Annotated in this window: 20 protein-coding genes; 3 read left to right on the forward strand and 17 right to left on the reverse strand. The window is 74.2% G+C overall.

From position 1 onward, the window contains the following. Positions 1-109: 109 nt before the first annotated feature. Positions 110-628 (reverse strand): immunity 21 family protein, encoded by a 519-nt coding sequence (locus C1703_RS05000; RefSeq protein WP_114250737.1) that lies wholly within the window; start codon positions 626-628, stop codon positions 110-112. A gap of 45 nt (positions 629-673) precedes the next feature. Continuing rightward, complete coding sequence (locus C1703_RS05005; RefSeq protein ID WP_114250738.1) at positions 674-1,147, reverse strand: rhodanese-like domain-containing protein; 474 nt, start codon at positions 1,145-1,147, stop codon at positions 674-676. Between the two features lie 93 nt (positions 1,148-1,240). Here C1703_RS05005 and C1703_RS05010 point away from each other — a divergent pair, with 93 nt between their 5' ends. Then, positions 1,241-1,687: an Lrp/AsnC family transcriptional regulator gene (locus tag C1703_RS05010; RefSeq protein WP_114250739.1), complete on the forward strand. Its 447-nt coding sequence runs from the start codon at positions 1,241-1,243 to the stop codon at positions 1,685-1,687. A gap of 1 nt (position 1,688) precedes the next feature. On the opposite strand, the gene C1703_RS05015 is transcribed toward C1703_RS05010, so the two are convergent. Together C1703_RS05015 and C1703_RS05020 are read right to left on the reverse strand one after the other, a co-directional pair. Next, positions 1,689-4,685 carry an SMC family ATPase gene (locus C1703_RS05015; protein ID WP_114250740.1) on the reverse strand — a complete coding sequence of 999 codons (2,997 nt, stop codon included), beginning with the start codon at positions 4,683-4,685 and terminating at the stop codon, positions 1,689-1,691. After that, complete coding sequence (locus C1703_RS05020; RefSeq protein WP_114250741.1) at positions 4,682-5,845, reverse strand: exonuclease SbcCD subunit D; 1,164 nt, start codon at positions 5,843-5,845, stop codon at positions 4,682-4,684. The genes C1703_RS05015 and C1703_RS05020 overlap by 4 nt, the downstream gene beginning before the upstream one ends. Before the next feature lie 196 nt (positions 5,846-6,041). Between C1703_RS05020 and C1703_RS05025 the strand changes: the two genes are divergently transcribed. Then, complete coding sequence (locus C1703_RS05025; protein WP_114250742.1) at positions 6,042-6,866, forward strand: class I SAM-dependent methyltransferase; 825 nt, start codon at positions 6,042-6,044, stop codon at positions 6,864-6,866. Between the two features lie 45 nt (positions 6,867-6,911). Here the strand turns inward: C1703_RS05025 and C1703_RS05030 are convergent, their stop codons facing one another. From C1703_RS05030 to aztB, 10 genes are all read right to left on the reverse strand, one after another. After that, positions 6,912-8,672: an ABC transporter ATP-binding protein gene (locus C1703_RS05030; RefSeq protein WP_114250743.1), complete on the reverse strand. Its 1,761-nt coding sequence runs from the start codon at positions 8,670-8,672 to the stop codon at positions 6,912-6,914. Continuing rightward, entirely contained in the window at positions 8,669-10,408 is a 1,740-nt protein-coding gene (locus C1703_RS05035; protein ID WP_114250744.1) for an ABC transporter ATP-binding protein, read from the reverse strand. Before C1703_RS05035 ends, C1703_RS05030 begins: the two co-directional genes overlap by 4 nt. A 114-nt stretch (positions 10,409-10,522) precedes the next feature. Further along, positions 10,523-11,326 (reverse strand): ABC transporter ATP-binding protein, encoded by an 804-nt coding sequence (locus C1703_RS05040; RefSeq protein ID WP_114250745.1) that lies wholly within the window; start codon positions 11,324-11,326, stop codon positions 10,523-10,525. 17 nt (positions 11,327-11,343) lie between these two features. Next, positions 11,344-12,351, reverse strand: a complete 1,008-nt coding sequence (locus tag C1703_RS05045; RefSeq protein WP_114250746.1) for an iron ABC transporter permease — start codon at positions 12,349-12,351, stop codon at positions 11,344-11,346. Then, the gene (locus tag C1703_RS05050; protein ID WP_232840733.1) at positions 12,348-13,448 is read right to left on the reverse strand and encodes an iron ABC transporter permease; all 1,101 of its coding nucleotides are present in this window, start codon (positions 13,446-13,448) and stop codon (positions 12,348-12,350) included. Before C1703_RS05050 ends, C1703_RS05045 begins: the two co-directional genes overlap by 4 nt. 92 nt (positions 13,449-13,540) lie before the next feature. Next, positions 13,541-14,521, reverse strand: a complete 981-nt coding sequence (locus tag C1703_RS05055; RefSeq protein WP_114250747.1) for an ABC transporter substrate-binding protein — start codon at positions 14,519-14,521, stop codon at positions 13,541-13,543. Between the two features lie 162 nt (positions 14,522-14,683). Next, positions 14,684-15,883, reverse strand: a complete 1,200-nt coding sequence (aztD, locus tag C1703_RS05060; protein ID WP_114250748.1) for a zinc metallochaperone AztD — start codon at positions 15,881-15,883, stop codon at positions 14,684-14,686. A 74-nt stretch (positions 15,884-15,957) separates the two neighbouring features. After that, positions 15,958-16,917: a zinc ABC transporter substrate-binding protein AztC gene (gene aztC, locus C1703_RS05065; protein ID WP_114250749.1), complete on the reverse strand. Its 960-nt coding sequence runs from the start codon at positions 16,915-16,917 to the stop codon at positions 15,958-15,960. Next, positions 16,914-18,155, reverse strand: a complete 1,242-nt coding sequence (locus C1703_RS05070; RefSeq protein ID WP_114250750.1) for a hypothetical protein — start codon at positions 18,153-18,155, stop codon at positions 16,914-16,916. Before C1703_RS05070 ends, aztC begins: the two co-directional genes overlap by 4 nt. A gap of 21 nt (positions 18,156-18,176) precedes the next feature. Beyond that, the gene (aztB, locus tag C1703_RS05075) at positions 18,177-19,034 is read right to left on the reverse strand and encodes a zinc ABC transporter permease AztB (protein ID WP_114250751.1); all 858 of its coding nucleotides are present in this window, start codon (positions 19,032-19,034) and stop codon (positions 18,177-18,179) included. Between the two features lie 14 nt (positions 19,035-19,048). Here aztB and aztA point away from each other — a divergent pair, with 14 nt between their 5' ends. Beyond that, positions 19,049-19,792 (forward strand): zinc ABC transporter ATP-binding protein AztA, encoded by a 744-nt coding sequence (aztA, locus tag C1703_RS05080; protein WP_114250752.1) that lies wholly within the window; start codon positions 19,049-19,051, stop codon positions 19,790-19,792. Between the two features lie 19 nt (positions 19,793-19,811). On the opposite strand, the gene C1703_RS05085 is transcribed toward aztA, so the two are convergent. From C1703_RS05085 to C1703_RS05095, 3 genes are read right to left on the reverse strand one after another with little or no spacing between them, the layout of a single operon-like run. After that, positions 19,812-20,438 (reverse strand): YigZ family protein, encoded by a 627-nt coding sequence (locus tag C1703_RS05085; protein WP_114250753.1) that lies wholly within the window; start codon positions 20,436-20,438, stop codon positions 19,812-19,814. Between the two features lie 26 nt (positions 20,439-20,464). Continuing rightward, on the reverse strand, positions 20,465-21,007 hold the full coding sequence (locus tag C1703_RS05090) for a histidine phosphatase family protein (RefSeq protein ID WP_114250754.1): 543 nt from the start codon (positions 21,005-21,007) through the stop codon (positions 20,465-20,467). Beyond that, positions 21,004-21,765, reverse strand: a complete 762-nt coding sequence (locus C1703_RS05095; protein WP_114250755.1) for a hypothetical protein — start codon at positions 21,763-21,765, stop codon at positions 21,004-21,006. Before C1703_RS05095 ends, C1703_RS05090 begins: the two co-directional genes overlap by 4 nt. Between the last annotated feature and the right edge of the window lie 75 nt (positions 21,766-21,840).

A 21,840-nucleotide genomic window follows, 5' to 3' on the forward strand; every position in this document is an offset into this window, starting at 1 on the left:
CATGGTGGTCCGGGCCTCATGGGGGACGCACGCGAATATCGCCCTCCAGGGGCCCGGGCGTGACCAGCGGCCGGAAACCCGCAGCCGCCGGACAGCGGGCAGCCCACCGTCACCTGGGCGCCAGCAGCCGGAGCCGCACCAGGTCCAGCCAGGTCTCCGGCCCGGGCTGGACCCGGGCCGCCCGCACCTCGTAGCGCCCGGGCTCCAGGGCCACGCGCACGCCCTCGCTCCCCGAAGGGCCGGACCCGGGCCACGCCGCGTCGAAGAGGAGCACGGATCCGGGCACCTCCCAGTGCACCTCCGGCTCCCATTCGGCCGTGTCGACGGCCGACGGCACGCTCGCCAGCAGCTCGTCCTCGGAGTTGCCGGCGCGCCACCGGACGAACATCGCGTGGTCGGGCAGATAGGCCGTCGAGGCGGGTTCGTCACCCAGGACCAGTGCCGTGCAGTCGCCGACCGGGAGGAGTCCGACGTGTCCGTCCACCTCACAGGCCCGGTCGTAGTCCGACGCCGTCTCCTCGCCGTCGGCGCCCGCCCAGAACGGCAGGACGGTCTCGGGTACCGCTATCAGCGGCCCGCCGCCCGACTCCACCCACTCCACGACGCCCGGCTCCGCGTATCGCACCATGGCGCAAGAACCTACAGGGTCAACTCGCGGCAAAAGATCGGGGGTTCAGCAGCCGCAGTCGGCGGCGTCCACGGGAGCCGTCAGCGGATCCGGGGCCCGTCGCTCCCGGCCCCGCCACGTCTCGAACTCGAGGCCCTCGCGCACCCAGTACTCGAAGCCGCCGAGCATCTCCTTGACGTGGTAGCCGAGTTCCGCGAGGGCCAGGGCGGCGCGGGCGGCGCCGTTGCAGCCGGGTCCCCAGCAGTACGTCACCACCGGCACCGACCGGTCCAGGAGCTGCCCGGCCTGCTCGGTCACGAGCGCGGTGGGCAGGTGGAGCGCGCCGGGGACGTGGCCCTGGTCCCAGGCCTCGGTGGAGCGGGAGTCGACGAGGACGAAGCCGGGATCGCCGCCCGCGGCGAGTGCGGCCGCGACGTCGGACACGTCGGTGTGGAAGGCGAGACCGGCGCGGAAGTGGGCGGCGGCCTCGGCCGGGGCGGCGGGGGCGACGCGCAGCACGGGGTTCACGGTGGTGGTCATGCCGAAAAGCTACGGCGCCGACCCGCCCTCCTGAAGTGGCGTTCCCCGGCGTTCTGCTTGATCCGCCGGGGATTCTCCTGCTATTCCTCGGTGATGACCGAGTATTCCCCGGACGCCACCGACTGGCGCATCCTCGACGTCCTCCAGCGGGAGGGCCGGGCGAGTTTCGCCGAGCTGGCCCGGGCCGTCTCCATGTCGGCGAGCGCGGTCACCGAACGGGTGCGGCGCATGGAGGAGGCCGGGGTCATCCAGGGCTACGCGGCGGTGGTCGACCCGGAGCGCCTCGGGCTGCCGATCCTCGCGTTCGTCCGGCTGCGGTACCCGAACGGCAACTACAAGCCCTTCCACGACCTCGTCGCCGTCACGCCCGAGATCCTGGAGGCGCACCACGTCACGGGCGACGACTGCTTCGTCATCAAGGTGACGGCCCGCTCGATGCGGCACCTGGAGGAGGTGGCGGGGCGGATCGGGGCGCTGGGCTCGGTCACCACGAGCGTGGTGTACTCCTCGCCCCTCCCCCGCCGCCCCCTCGGCCGCTGACTCAGCCGGTGCCGCGCTGCCGGAGCACCGATCCCGACCTGCCCTTGACGACCTCCAGCTGGGCGTGGATCCGCCGCCGCAGGTCGGGCACGTGGCTGACGATGCCGACGCTGCGGTCCCGTTCGCGCAGGGAGTCGAGGACGTCGAGGACCTCGTCGAGGGTCTGGTCGTCGAGGCTGCCGAAGCCCTCGTCGATGAAGAGGGTGTCCAGCCGCACCCCTCCCGCCTCGTCCGTGACGACGTCGGCGAGGCCGAGGGCGAGGGCGAGGGAGGCGAAGAACGTCTCGCCGCCGGACAGCGTCGCCGTGTCGCGTTCGCGGCCGGTCCAGGCGTCGACGACGTGCAGTCCGAGCCCGCTGCGGCCGCGTCCGGTGCGGTCGTCGGAGTGGACGAGGGTGTAGCGGCCGGACGACATGCGCCGCAGCCGTACCGTCGCGGCGGCGGCGACCTGCTCCAGCCGGGCGGCCAGCACGTACGACTCCAGGCGCATCCGGCGTTCGTTGTCCGCGGAGGTGCCGGCGGTGAGTCCGGCCAGGCGGGCGACCCGGTCGTGCTCCTCGCGCAGCGGGGCGAGCCGGCGCACGGCGGCGGCCGCCCGGGCGGACAGCCGGTCGAGTTCGGCGCAGCGCCGCCCGGCGGCGTCGTGGGCGGAGGCGGCGTCGCGCAGCCGGCGGGCCGCGTCGTCGGCCGCCTGCCGGGCGGAGTCGACATCGGCGGGCAGCTCCCGGGCGGCGGCCGCGGTGTCGGCCTCGGCGAGGACGGCCCGTACGGCGGCCTCCTCGCTCTGCCAGGCGTCCAGCCGTCGTTGCAGCTCCCGGTGGGCGGCGGCGTCGAGGAGGGCGGCGGCCGCGGCCCGCGGGGTGTCGAAACCGGCGCGGAAGGCGGCGTCGGCGAGCCGGGCGTCGGCGTCCTTGAGCCGCTGCGCCGCGTCCTCGGCGGCACGGGCGGCGTCGGCGGCCTCCGTGAGCAGCGCGGCCTGCCGCTGCAGTTGCGCGGCCCGCGCGGCGACGCTGTCCAGGGCGCCCCGCGCCCGGTCCAGTTCCTCTTCCAGGGCGGCCCGTTCGCGGTCCAGCCGCTCCCGGTGACCGACCCGGGAGGCGGCCCGCACGGCGGCCTCCTGCCGGGCAGCGACGCGCCGTTCGTGCTCGTGCCCGGCCTGCCGCAGCCGCTCCTGCGCGGAGTGCAGCTCGGCGGCGGCGCCGCGGGCGTGCGCGTACCGCTGCTCCAGTTCCTCGGCCTCGGCGGCGAGCCGGTCGGTGGGGGTGTCACCGGCCTCGGCGGTGGCGGCCGCCAGCGCCTCCCGTACGACGCCGAGGCGCCGCTCGGACTCGGCGCGCTGTTCGTCGGCCCGCTGGTAGGCGGCGAGGGCCTGTTCCTCGGCCTCGCGGTCGACGTGCCCGGCGACCTTGCGGGCGGGTGCCGGGTGTTCGGTGGCGCCGCAGACGGCGCAGGGCTCGCCGTCGGTGAGGTGCGCGGCCAGCTCGGCGGCGATGCCGGTCAGGCGCTGTTCCTTGAGGTCGAGCCAGTGCTGCTTGGCGCGCAGGGCCTGTTCCCGCGCGGTGCTGACCTGGTCGACGGCCTCGTTGGTGTCCTCGGCGAGCTGGTCGCGCAGCCGGGCCGCCTTGAGCCGCTGCTGGGCGGGCTCGCGTTGCACGGCGAGCTGCTCGGCCAGGGAGGCGGCCTGCTGCGCGGAGTCGACCCGGGCCTGGAGGGCGGTGCGTGTCTCCTCCCAGCCGTCGAGCCAGGCCTCGGCCTCGTGCAGGAGGTCGGCGTCGGCGCGCTCCTGGCGGTCCAGGCCGGCGCGCTCGTCGAGGAGTTCGGCCAGTCGCCGTTCGGCGCGGCGGGCCGAGTCCAGTCCGCCCAGTTCCTCGGCGGCGCGGCGTGCGGCGGTCGCGAGTCCGGCCGCGCCCGCGTCGGCGAAGCTCTCGGGCAGCAGGGCACGCGCGCGTGCCTCGGCCGCGGCCGTGCGCCGGTGTTCGGCGTCGGCGGACTCGCGCAGGTCCAGGGCGGGCGCGACCGCCTCGGCCTTGCGGGCCCGCTCCATGAGGGCCTGCGCCTCCCGGTACGCCTCGGCTCCCTCCTCCAGCCGCGCGGCCCGCTCCCGCGCCTCGGTGAACCGCCGCTGCAGCCGGGCGAGTTCGCGTACGTCGTCCAGGGCGCGGGCGGCCGCGGCGTGCGCGGACTCGGCGGCGGCGAGCCCGCACTCGGCGACGGTGAGCTGTTCCCGGGCGGTGCTGCGGGCGACGGCGGCCGCGCTCAGCACGGCATCGGCGAGACCGGGTTCGCCCGGGGCGAGGTCCGGCAGCTCCATGGCGTCGCCGGCGGCCTGCTGCATGCGGTGGGCGTCGGCCAGCAACTCGGCGTCGCCGTCCCGCACCTGGGCCTCGGTGGCGCGGCGGCGCTCGGCGAGGCGCTTCTCGACGTCGGCGAAACGGCGGGTGTCGAACAGGCGGCCGAGCAGCTTGCCGCGGGCCTCGGCGTCGGCGCGCAGGAACCGGGCGAAGTCGCCCTGCGGCAGCAGCACGACCTGGCAGAACTGCTCCCGGCTCATGCCCAGCAGCTGGGTGATCTCCTCGCCGATCTCCTGGTGGGAACGGCTGAGGTCCTTCCAGGTGCCGACCGTCGCGTCGTAGGCGCGCAGCCAGGTCTGCGCCTTGTCCAGGGTCGTGCCCGTCCCGCGCTTCTTGGGGCGCTCCCAGGGCGGCTGCCGGGTGATCTCCAGCCGCCGCCCGGCGACGGTGAGTTCCAGGGTGACCTCGGTGCGGGTCGCGGGGTCGGCGTGGTCGCTGCGCAGTGTCGCGCCCTGTCCGCCGCTCTGCCGGGCGCCGGGCACCGAACCGTACAGGGCGTAGCAGACGGCGTCGAGGACGGAGGTCTTGCCGGCGCCGGTGGGGCCGTGCAGCAGGAACAGCCCGGCCGCCGACAGCTCGTCGAAGTCGACGCTCTGGGTGCCGCCGAAGGGCCCGAAGGCGGTGAGCGTGAGCCGGTGGAGCCTCACCGGGCCACCTCCCGCACCGTCTCGTCGGCCCGCACGGCGTCGAACGCGTCCCGCAGCACGCCCTGTTCGCGCGCGTCGGGCCCGGCGCCGCGCACATGGGCGACGAAGTCCTCCGCGATCTGCTGGTCGCTGCGCCCGGCGAGGCGGCGGGCGTACGACACCTCGGTCTCCTCCCGGTCCCGGTCCGGGTCGAAGAGGAGGCTGAGCGTGTGCGGGAAGCGCTCGGTGAGCCGGGCCATCGGGTCGGCCGGGCGGACCGGGTCGGTGAGCGTCGCCTCGACCCACGCCTCCTCGTGCCGGGCCAGCTCCGGGTCGGCGAGCAGGTCCTCCAGCGTGCCGCGGATCCGGGCCAGGGGGCGCGGCACCGGGCAGTCGACGCGCTCGGCGTCGATCGAGCCGTCGGCGGCCAGGTCGACGAGCCACATGCTCTTGCGGTGGGCGGCCTCGGAGAAGGAGTAGGGCAGGGGGGAGCCGGAGTAGCGGACGCGGTCGGTGAGGGTCTGGCAGCCGTGCAGATGCCCGAGCGCCACGTAGTCGACGCCGTCGAACACGCCGGCGGGGACCGCGGCGACGCCGCCGACGGTGATGTCCCGCTCGCTGTCGCTGGGTTCGCCGCCGGTGACGAAGGCGTGCGCGAGGACGACGGAGCGCGTGCCGGGCGCGCGGGTGGCGAGGTCGGCGCGGACCCGGTCCATGGCGGCCGCGAGCACGGCCTCGTGCCCGGGCTTCTCCACCCCGAACTCGTCCTTCACCAGGGCGGGTTCGAGGTAGGGCAGGCCGTAGAAGGCGACGTCGCCGTGCTTGTCAGCCAGTACCACGGGCGTGCCGGCCGCCGAGGGCTCGGTCCGCAGGTGGATGCCGGCCCGGCCGATCAGGCCCGCTCCGACGCCGAGACGGCGGGCCGAGTCGTGGTTCCCGGAGATCATGACGGTGGGCACACCGAGGTCGGCGAGGCGGTGCAGGGCGTCGTCGAACAGCTCGACCGCGGCGAGCGGCGGCACCGCCCGGTCGTACACGTCCCCGGACACGACGACCGCGTCCACGGCCCGCTCTCGCACGGTGGCGACGAGGTGGGTGATGAACTCGGCCTGGGCGCCGAGCATATTGACCCGGTGGAACGCCCGGCCGAGATGCCAGTCGGAAGTGTGCAGGAGTCTCATCAAACCGCACTGCCCCGCACGTCTGCCCCCACTGCGCCTCCAGAACCAGCACGAACCCACACGGGGCCCGCTCTCCACGCCTGCCACGCTAACGCATGGCGGCCCCTGGCCCGGCCGAGGCTGCCGGACCCGGACTCTTAATAATGGATCCCATTTTCATATAGAGTCATGGACCCACCCACGAGGAGGTCGCCCCATGACGGAACACGCCGTGCGCCTGGGCACCGTCCAGGAAACGCTCCTGATCCCCCTGTACGGCCGGGCGGTGGAGAACCGCAAGCCGGAACCCGCCCTGCGCGACCCGAGGGCGGAGGAGATCGTCGCATCGATCGACTACGACTTCAGCCGCTTCGACGGTCAGCCCAGCCTCTTCGGCTCGGTCCTGCGCACGAGCCTGTTCGACCACTGGATCACGGACTTCCTCACCGCCCACCCCACCGGGACCGTGGTGGAGATCGGCACCGGGCTCAACACCCGCTTCGAACGCGTCGACAACGGCCGCGCCCGATGGTTCGACCTGGACCTGCCCGACGTCATCGACCTGCGGCGGACCTTCTTCAGCGACGCCCCGCGCAGGACGATGGTGGCCGGCTCGGTGACGGACGAGGCATGGGCCGACGCGGTCTCCGGGACGGAGGGCCCGTACTTCTTCGCCGCGGAAGCCGTACTGCCCTACCTGGAGGAGGCGGAGGTCCGGGGTGTGGTCGACCTGGTCTCCGAGCGTTTCCCCGGCTCGCTGCTGGCCCTGGACACCAACGGCCCCTGGGTCGTCGACAACCAGGACCAGCACGACGTGCTCAGCAAGGTCGAAGCGCGCTTCCGGTGGGCCTGTGCCGATCCGGCCGAACTCAGCACGTGGCGGCCGGGGGCGCGGGTCCTCGCCTCGCACACGCTCGACGCGCTGCCGACGCGGATGTTCGAGGCGTTGCCGGGCACCTGCCGGCAGATGATCACCGACCTCGCCGGGCGGAACCTGCCGCACGTCAAGGCCTACCGGCTCACCCTCGTTCAGCTGCCGTGACCGGCGGGCGCCTGTCACGGGGCCGCGTCCCGTGGGCCGGCGGCGTCAAGGCGACGTGACGGCCAGGACGCGGTTGAGTGCGCTGTCGGGGCGGGCGGTGAGTTCGTCCCAGGTTCCTTCCTCGGCGATACGGCCGGCTTCGAGGACGGCGACGCGGTCGGCGCGGCGGATGGTGGCGGGGCGGTGGGCGATGACGATCGTGGTGCGGTGTCCCTCGCCGAGCGCGGTGGCGAGTTGAGCGTCCGAGGCGTTGTCCAGGTGGGCGGTGGTCTCGTCGAGCACGAGGACCCTGGGCTCGGCCAGCAGGGCGCGGGCCAGGGCGACGCGGGCGCGCTGACCGCCGGAGAGGGTGGCGCCGCGCTCGCCGACGAGGGTGTCCAGGGGGGCGATCCGGTCGACGCCGCACAACCGGGCTGTCGCGGCCAGCAGTCGCTCCTCCGCACCGGGTGCGCTGAGGAGCAGATTGTCGGCGAGGGTTCCGTGGAAGAGGGGGGTGTCCTGGCCGACCACGGCGACGGCGCCGCGGAGCTGGGCGTCGGTCAGGTCGCGCAGGTCGACGGGGTCCTCTCCGTCGGGCACCAGCTGGACGGCTCCCGCGGAGGGATCCCAGAAGCGGGCCAGCAGGTGTGCGCAGGTCGACTTGCCCGCCCCCGAGGCGCCGACCAGGGCGAGAGTCTGCCCCGCCGGAACCGTCAGATCGACGCCGTCCAGCACGGGCCGGCCGCCGTAGCCGAAGCTCACCCGGTGCAGCCGGACGCCCAGGGGGCCCGCGGGAAGCGGGCGGCGTGAGGCGGGCGGCGGGGCGAGCGCGGGGGCTTTCAGGGCCGCGTCGACGCGGGCGGCCGCGGCGCGCAGACCCACGGCCTGGCTCAGTGCCCGGGCCGACTCGGCGACCGGGCCGAGCACCGACAGGGCCAGTGCCATCGCCGCCGGGGCCCATGCGCCGTGCAGCCGCCCGGAGGTCACGGACTGGGCCGCGGTGGCCACCACGCCGAGGACCGCGAGGACGATGAGGGCGTCCCGGACAGCGGCGGCCATGGCTTCCCAGGTCGCCTCGGCCCGCTGGGCCTCGCCCACCGTCCGGCCCTGTTCGGCGAGACGGGCGCGCCGCTCGGCGAGCCCTCCGAAGGCGAGCAGCTCGCGCAGCCCGTCGACGGTTTCCACGGTGTCCGCCGAGAGTTTCGCCGAGGACGCCCGGGTACGGGCTCCTCGCGCCGCACGTCCGCGCGCATCGGCGAAGGGCGCCGCGGCGAGCAGCGCGGCGACCGGCAGCATCGCCGTCAGCAGCCACGGCTCGACCGTGGCCAGTGCCGTGACTCCTCCGGTGAACACCACGCCGGACGCGAGGAGTTGGGCCGTGGTGTGGGCGTAGAAGAACTCCAGGGCCTCGACATCGGCCATCGCGGTGGCGGCGAGGTCTCCGCTGCGCTTGCCGGCCACCCGGGCGGGTGCGCTGCGGGCGAGCCCGTCGAAGATCCGCACGCGCAGTTCGGCCAGCACCCGGTAGGCCAGGTCGTGCGAGAGGTCCATCTCGCGCCAGGTCATCAGGGCGCGGACGAGGACCAGGACGACGAGAGCGGTGACCGTACCGGCCGAGGGGGCCCGGCCCTCGATGACGGCGGTGCCGACGGTGTGCGCGGCCAGCGTCAACAGGGTGACCAGCGAGCCCTGTTCGACGAGGGCGGCGGCGCAGGTGCGGGCCATCATGGCGCGGTGCCCGGCGAGGGCGGGCAGCAGGGCGCGCAGTGAGCCGCGTGCGGGCACGGCGGACAGCTCGGCCGTGGTGCTGTCGGTGGTGCTGCTCATGCGGCGAGCCCTTCTTCGTGCGTGCGGCCCGCCTTGACGAGGTCGGCGTAGACGCCCCCGGCCTCGACGAGGGTGGCGTGATCGCCGATGGCGTCCACGCGCCCGCCGTCCAGCACGACGATGCGGTCGGCGTGCCGCACGGCGGCGAGCCGGTGGGCGACCAGCAGGACGGTGCGGCCGCCCGCGGCGTCGAGCAGTTCGCGGACGATGCCGGCCTCCCGGCGTTCGTCGACGGCGCTGGTGGCCTCGTCGAGGACGAGGACCGGAGCGTCGGCCAGCAGGGCGCGCGCGAGGGCGAGCCGCTGGCGCTGGCCGCCGGACAGGGTGGCGCCGCGTTCGCCGAGGACGGTGGCGTAGCCGTCGGGGAGGGCGGCGATCTCGTCGTGGACGCCGGCGGTGCGCGCCGCCCGTACGAGTTCCTCGTCCGTGGCGGCCGGCCGGGCGAGGCGCAGGTTGTCGGCGATGGTGGCGTGGAAGAGGTACGTCTCCTGGGAGACGACGGCGATGCTCCGGCGCAGCGAGTCGAGGGCGTACTCGGTCACGGCGCGGCCGCCGATGAGGATCCGGCCCTGCTGCGGGTCGCGGTGGCGCAGGAGCAGGGCGAGCAGCGTGGACTTGCCGGCGCCCGACGGGCCGACGACGGCCGTGGTGCGCCCTGCCTCGGCGGTGAAGCTGACCTGGCGCACGGCGGGTCCCTGCGCGCCCTCGTAGGTGAACTCCACGTTGTCGAAGCGCAGTTCGGGCGGGGCGGACCGGCGCGCCAGTGCTGTTCCCGTGTCGGGGACCGCCGGTTCGGCGGTGCGCAGCGCCGCGAGCCCGTCCGCGGCCGACACACCCAGGTACCCGGCGTGCCACTCGCGGGACAGGTCGCGCACGGGCCGGAAGCACTCGGAGGCCAGGAGCAGCACCAGATAGGTCCCCGTCGCCGTGGTGGATCCGGTGACGGCCGACCAGCAGCCGAGCAGCGCGGCGGCCACGACGCCGCCCTGGATGGCCAGATCGGTCAGACCGGTGTCGACGAGCGACACGCGGAGCTTGGCGACGGTCGCCCGGTGCAGGGCCGCGGAACGCTGCTGAAGCCGTTCCCGGGCGCGCCCGACGGCGCCCGCGGCCCGGAGGGCGGGCATGCCCTGCAGGGCCTCCAGGTAGTCGGCGCCGAGAGCTTCGTAGGTGTCCCAGTGCTCCTTGCCGCGCTTGGCGAGGAGCCGGTCCCAGGCGCGCGGCCCGGCGAGGGCGAGCAGCAGGGCGGGGACGAGGCCGAGGAGTGCGCGCGGTTCGACGACGGCCAGGGCGGCGAGCAGCGGGGGCGGCACGGTGAGGGTGATGAGGAGCTGGGGCAGGTAGCGGGAGACGTAGGCGTCGACGCCCTCCACCCCGTCGACGAGTGTGGTGCGGACGGCCCCGGCGCGCGCGGTGGTCAGGTGTGCGGGTCCGAGCCGTCCGAGGTGGGCGAGGAGTTCGTCCCTGAGGCGCACCCTGGCCTGTGCGCCGGCCCGGGTCGCGGTGCGTCGCTGCCAGGTGCCGAGCAGGGCCCGGGCGGTGACGACGCCGAGCACCGCTGCGAGGAGCAGGGGGAGCCGGTCCGTGTCGCCCCGGGCCAGGCCGGCGAGGGCGACGGCGAGCAGCGCGGCCTGCGCGAGGTGCGTGAGGGTGACGGCCCCCTGCAGGGCGGCGGCGGCCAGCAGAGGCCGCCGGGCGTGCCCGGCGGCACGGCGCAGCTCGGGGTGGATGATCACGGGTCCTCTCCTCGGGGTGGTCGCAGGGGCTCTCGACGAGCGCGTGGGAGCGGGTGGCCGGGGGCGGGTGTCAGACGCCCTCGGTGAGAGGGTGGTCCGGGCCGGGGGCGGGTGTCAGACGCCCTCGGTGAGAGGGTGGTCCGGGTAACACACGGGCCAGCCGCCCTCGGGGTCCTGGCCCACCCGGCCCGCCACCTTGAGGACGTCCGCCAGCAGTCCGGGCGTGACCACCTCCTTCGGCGCCCCGTCGGCCACCACGCGTCCGTCCCGCAGCGCCACGATCCGCTCGGCGAACCGGGCGGCGTGCGCCAGGTCGTGCAGCACCATCACGACGGTGAGACCGCGCTCCTCGCGCAGCCGCACCACGGTCTGGAGCACATCGAGCTGGTGATGCAGGTCCAGGTAGGTGGTCGGCTCGTCGAGCAGCAGGACGCGGGTGTCCTGGGCGAGTGCCATCGCGAGCCGGACCCGCTGCCGCTCGCCCCCGGACAGCGCGTCGACGTCGCGCTCGGCCCAGTCCTCCACGCCGACGTCGCGCAGGGCCCGCCGCACCACGGGGTCGTCGCCCTCGCGCAGCATGCCGAGCGGGCCCCGGGCCGCGTACCGCCCCTGCCGTACGAGCTGCCGTACGGTCATGCCCGGGACGGCCGGGGCCGACTGGTGCAGCAGCGCGACGCGCCGGGCGGTGGCGCGCCGGGAGAGCCCGGCGAGGTCGTCCCCGCCGAGCAGGACGCTTCCCTCGTCGGGCCGGAGCAGTCCGGCAGCCAGCCGCAGCAGGGTCGACTTGCCGCAGCCGTTGAGGCCGATGAGGGCGGTCAACTGACCCGGCTCGACGGTCATGTCGACGCCGCGCAGCACGGGCCTGCCGGGGTATCCGAAGCGAACCCCCTCGACGCGGATCCCCACGGGCTCGGTCATGTTCCCCTCCGTCGACATCAGAACGTACGGCTCGGCGCGCGGCGCACGACGACCATCAGCAGCGCGGCTCCGAGGCAGGTCGTGAGCGCCCCGACCGGCAGGGTGAGCCGCCCGAAGTCCAGGGCGGCCGCCAGCAGCCGTGACAGCAACTGCGCCGCCGCGTCCGACCCGCACACCACGGCCGCCCCGACCAGGGCGGAACCGGGCAGCGACACCCGCAGGTCCGCGCCGAACACGGCCACGGCGACATGCGGCACGAGCAGTCCGACGAACCCCAGCGCCCCCACGGCGGCCACCGCTCCCGCCGTCAGCGCCACCGCGCACAGCAGGGCGAGGGACCGGGCCCGTCCGGTGGCCAGCCCCGCGGCGGCGGCGAGTTCGTCCCCGCAGCGCAACAGCGTCAGGGGCCCGGCGAGCAGCCATGCCGCGGCACCCCAGGCCAGCGCCCAGGGCCACAGCAGGTGCCAGTGCTGCCACACCCTGCCCTCCGTCGTGCCGACGAGCCACTGCACGACGCTGCCCAGCTCGCCCGGCGCGACCAGCAGCACCATGGCGGTCAGCCCGCCGAGCACCGCCGATACGAGGACCCCGTGCAGGGCGGTCTGTTCCGGGTCGCCCCGGCCGCGTCCGGCGAGCAGCCACAGCAGGGCGGCCCCGGCGCAGCCCCCCACGCACGCCGCGACGACCACCGCGAGGGGAGATTCCCAGCCGGCGAGGCCGAGGCCGGTCGCGGTGACGGCGCCGAGCACCGCGCCCGGCGTCACACCCGTGACCTCGGGTCCGGCCAGGGGGTTGCGCAGAGCTGACTGCAGGACCAGGCCCGCGACTCCCAGGCACGCTCCCGCGCCGAGGGCCACCAGCAGCCGGGGCAGCCGGAGCTGGAACACGATGTGCCGTTCCGTCGCGTCGCCGCCTCCGCCGAGCACGTCCGCGACCACGGACGGGGACAGGCCCCGCCCCGCCAGCAGTTCGGCGCAGGCGCACACGACGACGAGCGCGACGAGCGCCCCGAAGCGCCGGTTCATCGGGCCTCCCCCGCTTCGGCCGCCCAGCCGGGTTCGCCGCCCGGCTCCTGCCGGTGGCCGTGCCCGGGGGTCTCCGGGGAGGGTTCCGTCCCGCGCGGGCGGCCCGGCGGTTCGAGGGACACGGCAGCGGAGCCGGCCTCCCCTCGCGGAGCAGTCGGTCTCCGGCGGCCCGACCGGAGCAGGGTGACACCGGCCGGCACACCGAGCAGGGCCGTCCAGGCGCCGACCGGTGTCTCGACGGGCGCCAGGGCCAGCCGGGCCGGGAGGTCGGCGACGGCCACCACGACCGCACCCCACGCCGCCGACCACGGCAGCCAACCCACCGCGGTCGCACCCGGGTTGAGCCGCCGGGCCAGGTGCGGGGCGAGGAATCCGACCCAGGCCACGGGCCCGCACACGGCCGTCACGGGCGCGATCAGCACGATGGCGATGGCCAGCGCCGCCAACCGTGCCCGCCGCGCCCGGACGCCCAGCGCCTCGGCGTCCTCGTCCCCCAGCCGCAGCACCGAGAGCACCGGCGCGCACAGCACGAGCGCGGGTACCGCGACGAGCAGCCAGGGCCACAGCCCGGTGACGTCGTCCCAGGTGCGGGCGGAGAGGGAGCCGAGCAGGTAACGGTAGATCAGCTGAAGGTCGAGCTGGTCGGCCATCACCATGAGCACGAGCAGCGCGGCCTGCAAGGCGGCGGCGACCGCGGCACCGGTGAGCAACACCGCGGACGGGCTGCGCCCGAGCCCGGCCGCGAGCAGCGTGAGTCCGCCGCCGAGCACGGCCCCGCCGATCGCCAGCAGCGGCTGGACGGCGGCGGGGATGGACACCGCCAGTACCAGCGGTGCGGCGACCCCGAACGCGGCTCCCGACGACACCCCCAGCATCTCGGGGATGGCCAGGGGATTGCGCAGCGCCTCCTGCAGCACGAGCCCCGCGGCACCCAGGCAGGCTCCGGCGGCCAGCGCCAGCACCAGCCGGGGCAGGCGCAGTTCGGTGACCACGATCCCGGCGAGGGTGGAGTCGGCATCCCGCAGCGCGCCGGGCAGCCGGTACAGCGGCACATAGGGCGTGCCCAGGCTCAGCGCGCAGCCGGATGCGACGGCCACCAGGGAGACCAGCAGGGGCAGTTGCCACGGCACAGCCCTGCGCCCCCGCGTGGTCACGTCGCCCGCTGCGGCCTCGGTCGCAGGGGCCGCGTTCACCGCAGCGCGGCCGTGGCCTCGTCGAGGACGATCCCCAGCGAGCGGGTGCCGCGGCCCTTGGCCCACACTTCGGAGTTCACCTCGTGGACGTCCCCGTTCCGCACGGCCGGGATCTTCCCCCACAGCGGGTTCCGGGCCAGCTTCTCCGACAGCTTGCCGTCCGCCTCGCCGAAGCTGATCGTCTCGGAGAAGATCACGTCGACGTCGGCCGCGAGGATCTCCTCGAGGCTGTAACTCCCCTCCACGCCCCGCGACTTCCAGGGGTAGTCGGCCAGCTTGGGGAACAGGCTGGCGGCCACGTCCGTCTCCGGGGTGGCGACGCCGAAGTTCTCGTCGCTGCCGTAGATGACGATCGCGGTCTTGTCGCTCCTGGCCCGCTCGGCCTCGGCGAGCTTGGTGCGGAAGGTCTTCTCGGCCTTCTCTCCTTCGGCGGTACGGCCGGTGAGCGCCGCGGCGTCGCGCAGGTACCCCACGCTGTCCTGCCAGGTCTCCGGTTGCATGGGCCAGAAGGTGGTCGCGCCCTTCAGCGCCGGGGCGAGCTTTCCGTGGGTGTCCTCGAGGCCGATCACGAGATCGGGCTTGTGGGAGAGGATCGCCTCCACCTCGGGGGCGATGAAACCGCCGGGGACGACGTCGACTTCCTTCGCCTTCTCCTCGCCCAGGAAGCCGGGGTGGGCCAGGAGAGCGTTGTTCGTGGCGGTGGGGACGATGCCCAGTTCGGTCAGGATGTCGTCGCAGAGCGCGAAGAGGCAGACGATGCGCTCCGGTTCCTTCCGCAGCGAGATCCTGACGCCGTTCGTGTCCGTCAGCTCCCGCGTGGCCTCGATGGGTTCGACGGTGATGTCGGTCCTGGGCCCGGCCCCGGCAGCGCGCCGCTCGCTCGCGGGTTCGGCGGACGCGCCGCATCCGGCCAGGACCGACCCCACTACCGCTGCGGTGACGCAGCTTCGGACGAATCTCGACGGTGCGCGCAGCATCGTTCCCTCGCTTCTTCCTCGACGGTCCCCGGACCCCAAACATACCTGATAATCATTTTCACTTGACTCGTTTTTTACGAGTCCCGGTGGTCCGGTTCGCGCAGCGGTGGGGCACCCGCTGCGCGGCACACGGCAAGGTCGTCCGGCTCGGGCTGGTGCGGATCAGTGCCCCGCGACCACGCCGGACAGTTCGTTCGTGCTCTTCGGCAGCGTCACCGACCTGATCTTCTCGCCCGACTCGATGTCGACGGCGTGCAGCTGGCGCTTGCCCGGCTCGGAGACGTACGCGGTGTGGTCGCGGACGAAGAGGGTGGGCCGGGCCTGCTGCCAGTCCAGCGGCTCCTGCCACTTGTCCACGACGGGGATCTTCTTCTCCACCTTGCCCGTTTCCGGGTCGATGACGTGGAGGGTGCCGTTCGTGCCGAGGACGAGTGCCTCACCGTGGGGTCCGCGCCCGAGCGAGCGGAAGGAGTAGCTGGTGCCCAGGTCGACCAGGCGCAGCTTCCCGGTCTCGGTGTCGATGAGCGAGATGCGGGTCGGCCGCTCCAGCTCGGCCTCCGGGTCGGTCTTGTAGTCGCCCAGGAGGATCGGCGAGGCGTCGCTGCCCCGCTGGTTGCCGATGCGGCCGTAGTCGTCGGGGGCGTCCACCTTGGTGAACTCGCCGTCCTTGTAGATGAGGACGCCGTCCTCGCAGCCGACGGCGACGGCCTCGCCCTTGGCCGCGGCCTCCCCGTGCACGCCGGGGCAGTTCTCGTTGCGCTTGATCTCCTTGTTGTCCTTGTCCAGGACGAGGGCGCCGGTGCGCTTCTCCTCGGTGCCCAGGGTGCTGAGGAGTTCACCGTTGCTCAGTTCGATGGCGACGCCGTGGTGCGGTTCGGCGGAGGTGTAGGTGCGCCCCTCCGGCTTCTTGCCGCCCGCGAGGTCGTCGGGGTCGAACACGTTGACTTCGCCGGTTCCGTCCGTGAAGAGCACCGTCTTGCCGGCGTGCTGGACGACGTGCCCGGGCTTGGCGCCCTTGTACTCGACGCCGGTGAAGGTCTGCTCGGCGGCGTTCAGGACGCGGAAGCCGGCGTCGGTGGAGACGATGACGTGGGAGTCGTCGCCGGCGGGGTTGAGCCGGTTGAAGCCGGGCAGCTCGATCGTGGCGGCCGTCTTCAGGCTCTCGCCGTCGAGGACGTACAGGCCGCCGTCGAACGTGGCGACCAGCGGGTCCTTGACCGCCACGGCCTTGGTGCCCGGCGTGTTCTTGGCCTGCGCGTCGGACGAGGAGGTGTCCTCCCCTCCGCAGGCGGTCAGGACCGCGGAGGCCGCCAGGGCGAGGGCCGTGCCCGTGAAGGCTCTGGTGCGTATCGACTTGTTCACCGGTGTGATCCTTTCTGGGCCGCGCGGACGCGGCGTGGGGTGCGGTGCTTGTGTTCAGGGGGTGAGGGAAGGTCTCAGGCGCCGGTCAGGCCGTCGGTCATGGCGGTGGTGTTGGCGCGCATCATCTGCAGGTAGGTGCCGGCGCCCTTGCCCCGCTCGGTCAGCGATTCCGAGTAGAGCTCCACGACGCGCACCTGACCGCCCAGTTCCGTGCGCAGGACCTCGGCCAGCCGCTTGGGCTGGGAGGAGTCGGCGAAGACCGTGCGCACTCCCGCCTCGCGCATGGCCCGGGTGAGCGAGCGCAGGTCGGAGGAGCTGGGCGAGGCCAGCGTCGTACCGCTCGGGATCACCGCGCCGATCACCCGGAAGCCGAAGCGTTCGGCGAGGTAGCCGAAGACGTGGTGGTTGGTCACCAGCGCCCGCCGCTCTTCGGGGATGCGGTCGAAGGACTTCTCCATCCAGGCGGTGAGGTCGGCGAGTCGGCCGTCGTAGCGGTCGGCGTTGGCGCGGATCGTCTTCTCGTCCACGCCGTCCACGTGCTCGGCGACCTGATCGGCGATCAGGCCGGCGGCCTTGCGCACGCGGTCGGGGTCGGTCCAGAAGTGCGGGTCGGGCTGCCCGGCCTCCTCCTCGGGGCCTCCGTCGTCGTGCGCCTGGAAGGTGAGCGGGTCCGCCGCCTTTCCGGCCTCGAAGGTGGGCACGCCGGACTCGCGGGCGGCCTCCACGTGCCGCAGGACGTTCTCCTCCAGGCCCAGCCCGTTGAAGACCACGAGGTCCGCGCGCTCCAGTTCGGCGGCCTGCACGGCCGACAGACCGAAGGAGTGCGGGTCGGCGTTGGGTTTCATCAGCACGGTGACGTCGGCCTGGTCGCCGACGATCTCGCGGGTGATGTCGCCGAGGATGTTGGTCGTCACCACGACCCGGGGCCGGTCGTCGCCGGCCGTGCAGGCGGTCGCCGCACCGGCCGGCACGAGGGCGAGCAGGGCGAGGAGGAGGCCGCGCAGGCGCCGCGGCCGTCGGGGCTGTCTCGTCATCGTCCGGTCTCCACCATCAGGGCCGGCACGATGTCCAGGTCGAAGGTGCGCGCGACGCGCAGGTCGTCGTTGTAGTCGATCTCGTACACGCGTTTCCCCTCGGGGTCGTTGAGGTAGGCGCGGCTGCGATCGACCTCGATGACCGGTCCCGTCTTCCCGTCGGCGCCGGCGTCCAGGTCGCCCGTCACGAGCGGCTTCGTCTCGGAGACCTGCTCGCCGGTGGCGATGTCGTAGCCGTGGAGCGACCCGTCGGTCTCCAGGACGATCAGGACTGAGCCCTCGCCCGCGGTGTTGGCGGAGACCACGGGGCCGGTGTTCACCCTCGTCCACGCGCGCTCGGTGACGTCCAGGACCCACACGGCCCGCTCACCGGCCGGTGCCGTGAGCGTGTCGCTGCCGGGCCGGTGGCGGAAGGCCGTGGCGCGTTGCCCCGCGGGTACGTCGTCGCCGTACGGGATCTTCTCGGCGGTGAACGTGCCGTCGTCCTCACGGACGAGGAGGGCGCCGTCGGCGCAGCCGAGGACGGCTCCGCGCCGGGTGACGGCGTCTCCCCGCGGGTCCTCGCACCGCGCGTCCGGCGACGCGACGCGCCTGCCCTCGCGGTCGTACACCACGAGCTTCGCGGAGCCCTTCCCGTCGTCGGTGAGGCCGAGCAGGTGCTCCGCGTACGGCACGACGGCTTCCGCGTGGGTTCCGGGAAGCGTGCGGGGGGAGCCGACCTCGCCCTTCTCCAGTTCGGCCCGGCGGTAGGTCCTGGCCCGGCCGTCCGCGTCGGTCACCGCGGTCACGGCGGCGTCGCTGCGGACGCGCGCACCCGGGCCTCCGGGCAGCCGGCCCACGTCACGGATCCGCGCGCGGTAGTAGTGCACGTGGTCGCCGTGGTCCACCATCCAGGCGCCGCTGTCGAGGACGTGCGTGCCGCGCGGAGTGTGGAAGTAGCCGAACCGGCCGTCCGTGGTGAGGTGCGTGGTGTCCGTCGTCCGGGACACCTCGCGCACCTTTCCGGTGATGAGGTCGAGGACGCGGGAGTCTCCGCTCCCCGGGTCGTTGAGAACCAGCCGGGACTGCTGCTCGGCCCGCTCCTGCGCCCCTTCGACGTACCCGTGCGGAGCGGCGGACGTGGGAGTCGCTCCCGGGGCGGACGGATCGGCGTCCTGCCCGGCGCAGCCGGTGGCGAGCAGTGCGACGGTCACGAACGCGGCCGGCGCCCAGGGAGTGCGGTTTCTGCGGACGAGCAAGGGGATCGCCTCGGGTTTCTTTCAGTCGGTCGCCGCGGCGGGAGCGCCGGCGAGGCGCGCACGACGGTGGCCGCGGAGACCGGAAGCCAGATGGGAGAGGAAGAACAGGGCCACCGCGAGGGCGGATACCGTCGCGCCGGCCGCGGTGCTCAGGTGCCAGGACAGCAGCAGGCCGCAGAAGGTGGCGGTGATGCCGAGCAGCGCCGCGAGGGCCATGACACCCCGCACACTGCGCGCCCACGGCAGCGCGGCGGCCGGCGGGGCGATGAGCAGGCCCAGGACCAGCAGCGTCCCCACGATGTGGAAGGAGGCGACGATGGCCAGCGCCAGCAGACCGAGCAGCACCGCGTGGGCCAGGCGGGGGCGCAACCCGAGCGTCCGGGCCTTGCGCGGGTCGAAGGCCAGGGCGAGGAAGGCCCGGTGCCCGAGGACCGACACGGCCAGCGCCAGCAGGAGCGCCACGCCCAGCAGCACCAGGTCCTGTTCACGGACGGCGAGGACGTCTCCGAAGAGGAACCCGGTCAGGTCGACCGCGAAGGACTGCGAGCGCGACACGATGATCACGCCGAGCGACAGCATCCCCACGAACAGCAGGCCGATACCGGTGTCTTGAGAAAGCCTCGGCGTACGGCCGAGGGCGGTGACGCCGGCCGTCATCACGGCCGCGCTCAGCAGCGCCCCCACCAGCAGGTTGCCGCCGAACAGCGCGGCGAGCGCCACTCCGGGCAGCAGCCCGTGGGACATGGCGTCACCGAGGAAGGCCATCCCCCTGAGCACCACCCAGGTGCCGGCCAGGGCGCAGATCGCCGACACCAACATCCCGCCCCACAAGGCCCTTTGCACAAAGGTCACCTCGAAGGGGCCCGTCAACCAGTCCATGTAAACACACTATAATGAAAATCATGTTCAACCCATCCCCGAGTTCCCCCGCTCCCGCCCGGAACAGAACGCCCCGCATCCGCTTCACCGGACTCTGCGCCGGATATCCGGGCCGCCCCGTCCTGCATCAACTCGACGCGGAGATACCGGCGTTGGCCACCACGGCACTGGTCGGCCCGAACGGCAGCGGGAAGTCCACCCTGCTCGGAGTGCTGGCCGGTGTGATCCACCCCACGTCAGGCGAGCTCCACCACGAGGGCGACCGGCCACCCGCGTTCGTCCCGCAACGCGGCGCCGTCGGAGACGCGCTGCCGTTGACGGTCAGGCAGACGGTGGAGATGGGGCGCTGGGGCGAACGCGGTCCGTGGCGCCGGCTGACCCGACAGGACCGCGTCACCGTCGACACGGCCATGGAACGACTGGGCATCGCCGGCCTCGCCAGCCGTCAGCTCGGCGAGCTGTCCGGCGGACAGCGACAGCGCGCCCTGATCGCCCAAGGGCTCGCCCAGGAGTCGGACCTGCTGCTGCTGGACGAGCCGACCACCGGACTCGACCCCGAGGCGCGAGAGCGGATCGCGACCCTCCTGACGGAGCTGGTCACCGACGGAGTGACCGTCGTCCAGGCCACCCACGACCTGGAAGCCGCGCGCGCGGCGCACACCTGCCTCCTGCTCCGTGACGGCCGCCTGGCAGGCCGGGGAAGCCCCGAGCAGCTGCTCACCGCCTCGACGCTCACCCAGCTCTGGCAACCGGCGTGAGGCGACCGCCCCGTGACGCTCAGGCGTCGCCGTACGCCTCCCCGCCCAGGTCGAAGCGGGCGGTGCCGGCGGTCGCGTCCGCGAGCCAGACGCGGACGGCGTCCACGTCCGCGTCCGGCAGCGCGATCTCGATGGTGACCGCCTCCGCGTAGCGCACGTCCCGTACCTCGCGTCCGGTGGTGCGCAGGTCGTTCTCCAGCTTGCCGGCCCGCTGGTGGTCGACGGTGATCGTGGCGAGGCGGAACCTGCGGCGGGTGCGGGTGCCGAGGGCGTCCAGAGCCTCGCCGACCGCACCGCCGTACGCCCGGATCAGCCCGCCCGCGCCGAGCTTGACCCCGCCGTAGTAGCGGGTGACGACGGCGACGACGTACCGCATGTCGCGGCGCAGCAGCATCTGGAGCATGGGGACGCCGGCGGTGCCGCCGGGTTCGCCGTCGTCGCTCGCCTTCTGCACGGAGGCGTCGGCGCCGATGACGTAGGCCCAGCAGTTGTGGGTGGCGTCGGCGTGCTCCTTGCGGACCGTGGCGATGAACGCCTGGGCCTCCTGCTCGGTGGCCGCCGGTGCGAGGGCGCACAGGAAGCGGGAGCGGTTGACCTCGGTCTCGTGCACGCCCGCGCGGGCGACCGTGCGGTATTCGTCCTGCATCGGGCCAGCCTATGCGGGGTCCGGGGCTACTTCTTCGCGCCCCGGGGCACGGTCACGGACGTGAGCAGCGCACTGCCGGGAGCCAGGGCCCGCCAGGTGGTGCCGCGCCAGGACAGGACGGCGATCGCCGAGGTGGGGAACTTGGTGGCGACCCGTTCCAGGGTGTCGTCGAGGCCGTCACCGGCGAGCGCGAGGACCAGTTCCTCCAGGCCGGGGTTGTGCCCGATCAGCAGCAGCGTCTCCACTTCTGCGGGCGCCTCGTGCACGACGGCCAGGAGGCCCGGGGCGCCGGCGGCGTACAGGCGCCGGTCGAACCGGACCGGCGGGGGCGTGCCCCACTCGGCGGCGGCCAGCTCCCACGTCCGGCGGGCGCGTACGGCGGTGGAGCACAGGGCGAGGTCCGGCAGGCAGTCGGTCTCGGCCAGGGCCCGGCCCGCGGCGGGCGCGTCCCGGCGGCCGCGCGGAGCGAGCGGGCGTTCGTGGTCGGTGACGTCCACGGGCCAGGCGGACTTGGCGTGCCGCAGCACGACCAGTCGGCGCAGGGGGCCGGATCCGGCACGCTCGATCATGACGGGTTCCCCAAATCGCGGGTGAGTTCCAGGCCGAGGAGCCGGTCGGCGTAGGCGTACGTCTCGAAACGGGCGCCGTCCGGCAGGTCCGGGTCGGTCTCGACGTGGCGCAGGACGTCCAGCACCGCGGGCACGTCCAGGTCGTCCTCCCAGGCCGCGCGCAGCCGTCCGCGCACGTCGTCGGGCACCGGTCGCGAGGGCCGCCGCGCCCACTGGGCGACAGCGCTCCGCCAGCGGGCGAGGGTGGCACCGGCGTCGTCGAGACCGGCGGCCTCCAGCCGGACGGGAGCGCTGTGGTGCCGGGCGAGCAGGGCGAGCCGCAGAACGGCCGGGTCGCCGCCCGGCTCCGGCGGGGCCGCCCGCCACACCGGCGCGACCGCGATCCGCACCCCGTCGGATGCCGCCCCCGCCTCCCCCGCCACATGGATGACCTGGGCCTCGCCCAGGCCCGCGCCGACGTCGGGGCTGTCCTCGAAGGGTCGGACGCCGAGGACCGCGGCGCCCGCTCGCAGCTCCGCCTGCCGGTGTCCGCCGGTCAGCGTCGCCCACACGGGGGTGCCGCCGAGCTCCAGGGCCCGGACCAGCAAATCCGCGACGAGCAGCACCCGCAGGTCCGTGGTGTCGGAGCCGGGCGCGTGCACCTCGACACGGGTCAGGCCCCGGCGGGCGGGGGCGGCGTGGACCGGCTCGCCGGTACGGGCGTCGATGATGCGCAGCACGGTGCGAGCGTAGGCGGGTGGGCGGAGACGCGCAGGCATGCACGGCTTTTTTCGGTCACTGTGGCGGAATCGCCCCACCAATGGCGTGCAGACCACCGGCGCCGTGGGGCGTGC

The sequence above is a fragment of the Streptomyces sp. Go-475 genome (assembly GCF_003330845.1).
In the GTDB taxonomy this organism is placed as follows: Bacteria; Actinomycetota; Actinomycetes; order Streptomycetales; family Streptomycetaceae; genus Streptomyces.

What these genes read in the sequence shown, in the direction of transcription:
- C1703_RS05000 (WP_114250737.1), bottom strand. Translation starts at nt 628, where the DNA reads ATGGTGCGATACGCGGAGCCGGGCGTCGTGGAGTGGGTGGAGTCGGGC.
- C1703_RS05005 (WP_114250738.1), bottom strand. Translation starts at nt 1,147, where the DNA reads ATGACCACCACCGTGAACCCCGTGCTGCGCGTCGCCCCCGCCGCCCCG.
- C1703_RS05010 (WP_114250739.1), top strand. Translation starts at nt 1,241, where the DNA reads ATGACCGAGTATTCCCCGGACGCCACCGACTGGCGCATCCTCGACGTC.
- C1703_RS05020 (WP_114250741.1), bottom strand. Translation starts at nt 5,845, where the DNA reads ATGAGACTCCTGCACACTTCCGACTGGCATCTCGGCCGGGCGTTCCAC.
- C1703_RS05025 (WP_114250742.1), top strand. Translation starts at nt 6,042, where the DNA reads ATGACGGAACACGCCGTGCGCCTGGGCACCGTCCAGGAAACGCTCCTG.
- C1703_RS05030 (WP_114250743.1), bottom strand. Translation starts at nt 8,672, where the DNA reads ATGAGCAGCACCACCGACAGCACCACGGCCGAGCTGTCCGCCGTGCCC.
- C1703_RS05040 (WP_114250745.1), bottom strand. Translation starts at nt 11,326, where the DNA reads ATGACCGAGCCCGTGGGGATCCGCGTCGAGGGGGTTCGCTTCGGATAC.
- C1703_RS05045 (WP_114250746.1), bottom strand. Translation starts at nt 12,351, where the DNA reads ATGAACCGGCGCTTCGGGGCGCTCGTCGCGCTCGTCGTCGTGTGCGCC.
- C1703_RS05055 (WP_114250747.1), bottom strand. Translation starts at nt 14,521, where the DNA reads ATGCTGCGCGCACCGTCGAGATTCGTCCGAAGCTGCGTCACCGCAGCG.
- aztC (WP_114250749.1), bottom strand. Translation starts at nt 16,917, where the DNA reads ATGACGAGACAGCCCCGACGGCCGCGGCGCCTGCGCGGCCTCCTCCTC.
- aztB (WP_114250751.1), bottom strand. Translation starts at nt 19,034, where the DNA reads ATGGACTGGTTGACGGGCCCCTTCGAGGTGACCTTTGTGCAAAGGGCC.
- aztA (WP_114250752.1), top strand. Translation starts at nt 19,049, where the DNA reads ATGAAAATCATGTTCAACCCATCCCCGAGTTCCCCCGCTCCCGCCCGG.
- C1703_RS05085 (WP_114250753.1), bottom strand. Translation starts at nt 20,438, where the DNA reads ATGCAGGACGAATACCGCACGGTCGCCCGCGCGGGCGTGCACGAGACC.
- C1703_RS05090 (WP_114250754.1), bottom strand. Translation starts at nt 21,007, where the DNA reads ATGATCGAGCGTGCCGGATCCGGCCCCCTGCGCCGACTGGTCGTGCTG.
- C1703_RS05095 (WP_114250755.1), bottom strand. Translation starts at nt 21,765, where the DNA reads ATGCCTGCGCGTCTCCGCCCACCCGCCTACGCTCGCACCGTGCTGCGC.